The sequence below is a fragment of the Neobacillus vireti genome (assembly GCF_036962465.1).
GTDB lineage: Bacteria > Bacillota > Bacilli > Bacillales > Cytobacillaceae > Neobacillus > Neobacillus vireti_B.
The window spans coordinates 83,477-86,706 of sequence record NZ_JBALNF010000043.1 but is presented as its reverse complement, the minus strand read 5'-3'; the positions used below and the strand labels follow the sequence as shown (position 1 = coordinate 86,706).

The following is a 3,230-nucleotide window of genomic DNA, read 5'->3' as shown; positions in this document are numbered from 1 at the left end:
AATGCTTATTTTTATACGTACCTCTTCAGCAATTAGTATTATTTACTAATCGGGCACTTTTCATTTGCTCACCCATTATGAAATTTATACATCCATAAAATTCCTGATTTTAAGATACGGGCGACACGGCCTGTAATGGCCCTGTCGGCCATCACTCCAAAGCCTTGTTTTTTTCCGAGTGAGCCAAGGACACCTTTTAATTTAATAGTCGGGAATGCTGCTGGAAGTGGTTCACCATTCCAGCGTTTTTTTAATACTTCCACAATCTGTTCCGCCTGTCCTTCGGCTAATTGGGCACTAGGGGCGTGTGGGGCACTGGCACAGTCACCAACAATAAACACATGTTCATCGTTCGGCAAGTGATGGTGAGGTGTTACGATTAATCTGCCTAAGCGGTCTTTCTCTCCATCCATTTGACGGACGATCTGATTTGCTTGAATACCAGCCGTCCAAACGATCACATCACAATCAATCGGATTATCGTGGTTAAACAAGCGGCCTTCTTCTACTTTTGTAATATTAGATTCGTTAATGATTTCGACATTATTGCGAACAAACCAGTTTTCTACATATTTACTTAATCTTTCGGGAAAGGAAGATAAAATATGCTTCCCTCTATCAAATAATTTTATCTGAAGATCTTCACGGCTTTCGCTTAACTCACTTGCTAATTCAACCCCGCTTAAGCCAGCTCCGACGATAGCAACTACGGATCCAGGGCCGAGGTTGTTTAAGACGGAGTAGGTTCGCCGGGCTTTTTCGATCGATTGGATGCTATAGGTAAATTCCGCAGCTCCAGGGACATCATGGTATTTATCTTCACAACCCAAACCGATTACTAAATCATCATAGACAATCGGATCGGCATTCTTCATGAGGACTTGATTAACCTTAGTGTCGATCCCTGTTATCTCTCCGTATTTAATTTGCAGTCGTGGGTGTTCAGGAAAAGCAACCCGCACTTCTTTATCAGAAATCGTTCCAGCGGCTAATGCATAGTATTCTGTTTTTAAACAATGATATGGAACACGGTCTATAAGTGTAATCGAAACATCTGAGGGCAAATGGTTTGGCAGAAGTTCACTCAAAATTTTCATACCACCATAGCCGCCACCGAGAATCACAAGGTTTTTCATCGTTTATTACCCCTTTGTTTATCAGGCATTATGATCTTTTTCAATAGTCAGAAAGAATTAATAATAGTAGAATAATATTTTATACTTAATCACATTCGAGTATATCTAATTTGTGTCGAAATAACAACATTTTATCTCAATTCTTGACAAGATGATAAGAACGTGGTATTTGACTGTTTTAACTTAATGGAGTAGGATAAGTAGGTGTAAGAGGTGAAAATGTTGATTAAGCCGATAATTGAATTTTGTATTAGTAATTTGGCAAATGGTGCTCAAAAGGCACTTGAAAAACTACAAAGAGATCCGAACCTAGATATTATCGAATACGGATGTCTGGGATACTGCGGAAAATGTGCCTCCTCACTATACGCTCTAGTAAACGGAGAGGTTGTGACCGGAGAAACTCCTGAGGATCTCGTGGATAATATTTATCAATACTTAGAAGAAAATCCAATGTTTTAAATGAAGGAGCTATTTGCTCCTTTTTATATAATGCGGAAGTCTAATAAATTTGTGCTTTTAATTGGTTGAGAGTTCATTTATAAGTGTATATACTAAATTAAAAGCCGGAGGAGAAGGAGGAATTCTCATGAGTAAAGAAGTTGTGATCCTGACTGAAGCGGCATCATTACACATAAAAGAGATGATGGAGCATAATGAAGAGGAAGGTGCCTTTTTACGAGTAAGTGTAAAAGGCGGTGGTTGCAGCGGCCTATCTTATGGTATGGGCTTTGACCATGAAGTTAACGATGATGACCTTCAGTTCGACCAGTATGGCATTCAGGTTCTAGTTGATAAAGAAAGTGCGCTAATTTTACAAGGTACAAAAATTGATTATAAAGAATCGATGATGGGCGGAGGCTTCACGATTGATAATCCAAACGCCATTGCATCATGCGGCTGCGGATCATCGTTCCGTACAGCAACCGCTGCTGGAACACCTGAAGAATGTTAATAAACACAAAAAGGCGTCTTGAGGGACGCCTTCTTTTATTGCTTAAACAAAGAGGAACTATGGAGCGGCTGAATTCTTGCTTTTGGATCAATGAAAGATTTTGCGTTGTTGATGGCTGTTGGTGCTTCGCCAAACCCACAGGCGATTAATTTCGCTTTTCCAGGATACGTACAAATATCTCCTGCTGCGTAAATGCCGGGTATATTGGTTTCCATTTTTGAATTCACCACAACGGAGTTCTTTTCAATTTCAAGTCCCCATTCTTTTATTGGACCAAGTGAGGAAACGAATCCGTAATTACATATAACCGCATCAACATCAATGGTTTCAGTTTCTGGACCGCTAACTGTCTTTAGGACCACTTGTTTAATTCCGTTTTCGTCACCAATTAACTCTGCTGGTACATACGGAGTCCTTACATTAACCTTTGAGTGAAGCAGATTCTCTACACTGTGTTCATGAGCTCGAAACTTATCACGACGGTGAACGAGGGTTACCTGTTTAGCAATAGGCTCAAGCATTAGCGCCCAGTCGACAGCAGAATCCCCGCCGCCAAATACAACAACGTTTTGTCCAGCAAACTGATGTAAGTCCTCAATAAAATAATAGAGGTTTTTCTTTTCATATTGCCCCGCACTCTTAAGCTCTAAACGACGCGGCTGAAATGCCCCGTTTCCAGCTGTAATAATAATCGATTTGCTGTAGTGAACTTCTTTATTGGTGGTTAATTTAAAGACGCTGTCTGCTTGTTTTTCTAACTTCTGAACAGACTGCTCCAGGACTATGGTTGGTTCGAATTTAGCCATCTGTTCTTTCAAATTATTTATTAATTCTTGTGCACGGATCTTCGGAAAACCTGCCACATCATAGATATATTTTTCCGGATATAGGGCCGACAACTGACCGCCAAGTTGTGGCAGGCTTTCAATAATTTTTACTGACGCTTGTCTCATACCTCCATAAAAGGCCGTAAATAGACCGGTAGGACCGCCGCCAATTATCGTAATATCAAATACTTTTTGATCTTCTTGCACAAAGGATCCCCCCAACGAGTAGTAACAAACTCCATTCCCTCTTAATCACCAATAATGCGTTACTCACCCCTTGATTTTTGAATACTCAGATGGAAATTATTTTTG

Annotated in this window: 4 protein-coding genes; 2 read left to right on the top strand and 2 right to left on the bottom strand. The window is 40.2% G+C overall.

Features of this window, described 5'->3' with window-relative positions; all coding sequences use genetic code 11:
• Positions 1 to 68: 68 nt before the first annotated feature.
• Positions 69 to 1,136: an NAD(P)/FAD-dependent oxidoreductase gene (locus V7077_RS18545; RefSeq protein WP_335504633.1), complete on the bottom strand. Its 1,068-nt coding sequence runs from the start codon at positions 1,134 to 1,136 to the stop codon at positions 69 to 71.
• A 222-nt stretch (positions 1,137 to 1,358) separates the two neighbouring features.
• On the opposite strand from V7077_RS18545, the gene V7077_RS18540 reads away from it, so the two are divergent.
• Both V7077_RS18540 and V7077_RS18535 read left to right on the top strand, forming a co-directional pair.
• On the top strand, positions 1,359 to 1,598 hold the full coding sequence (locus tag V7077_RS18540; RefSeq protein WP_335504632.1) for a YuzB family protein: 240 nt from the start codon (positions 1,359 to 1,361) through the stop codon (positions 1,596 to 1,598).
• Positions 1,599 to 1,725: 127 nt separating this feature from the next.
• On the top strand, positions 1,726 to 2,091 hold the full coding sequence (locus tag V7077_RS18535) for a HesB/IscA family protein (RefSeq protein ID WP_335504631.1): 366 nt from the start codon (positions 1,726 to 1,728) through the stop codon (positions 2,089 to 2,091).
• 35 nt (positions 2,092 to 2,126) lie between these two features.
• Here the strand turns inward: V7077_RS18535 and V7077_RS18530 are convergent, their stop codons facing one another.
• Entirely contained in the window at positions 2,127 to 3,125 is a 999-nt protein-coding gene (locus V7077_RS18530; protein ID WP_335504630.1) for an NAD(P)/FAD-dependent oxidoreductase, read from the bottom strand.
• Positions 3,126 to 3,230: the final 105 nt, after the last annotated feature.

Bases quoted from the DNA above. Each gene is read 5' to 3' on its own strand.
- V7077_RS18545 (WP_335504633.1), bottom strand. From the start codon at position 1,136: ATGAAAAACCTTGTGATTCTCGGTGGCGGCTATGGTGGTATGAAAATT.
- V7077_RS18535 (WP_335504631.1), top strand. From the start codon at position 1,726: ATGAGTAAAGAAGTTGTGATCCTGACTGAAGCGGCATCATTACACATA.